A 697-nucleotide genomic window follows, 5' to 3' on the forward strand; every position below is an offset into this window, starting at 1 on the left:
TTATACGGCTCCGCACGTTACGATTATGGATGAAGTAGATGTAACTGAACTGGTTGCTTTCCGTACTCGTATCAAACCAATTGCTGAGAAGAAAGGCACAAAAGTAACTTACCTGCCATTCATCGTAAAAGCTTTGGTTGCTGCTTCCCGTCAATTCCCGGCTCTGAATGCCACGATCGACGAAGAAGCAAACGAAATTGTCTACAAAAAATACTACAACATCGGTATCGCTACAGATACAGACAACGGCTTGATCGTTCCTGTTATCAAAGATGCTGATCGTAAGAGTATCTGGATGATTGCTGATTCCATTCGTGATCTAGCTGTGCGCGGTCGTGATGGAAAATTGGCTGCGAATGAGATGAGAGGGAGTACAATCTCCATCACTAACATCGGTTCCGCAGGCGGTATGTTCTTTACTCCAATCATTAACTTCCCTGAAGTTGCGATTTTGGGTACTGGCCGCATCAGTGAAAAAGCAGTCGTGAAAAACGGTGAAATTGTAGCTGCTCCAGTAATGGCTCTTTCCTTGAGCTTTGACCACCGTATTATTGACGGTGCAACTGCTCAAAACTTCATGAACTATATCAAACAGCTGCTCGCTAACCCTGAGTTGCTTGTTATGGAGGTGTAATCAATGGTAGTAGGAGACGCTTCTCTGGATATTGACACATTGGTTATCGGTGCGGGTCCTGGC

At 44.9% G+C, this 697-nt stretch carries 1 protein-coding gene; it reads left to right on the plus strand.

Going from position 1 to position 697, the window contains the following annotated elements:
- The coding region (locus GRP75_RS28690) for a 2-oxo acid dehydrogenase subunit E2 (RefSeq protein WP_160791082.1) at positions 1-634 on the plus strand (634 nt) is incomplete at its 5' end.
- Positions 635-697: the final 63 nt, after the last annotated feature.

This window comes from Paenibacillus sp. OT2-17 (assembly GCF_009827695.1).
Lineage (GTDB): Bacteria > Bacillota > Bacilli > Paenibacillales > Paenibacillaceae > Paenibacillus > Paenibacillus polymyxa_B.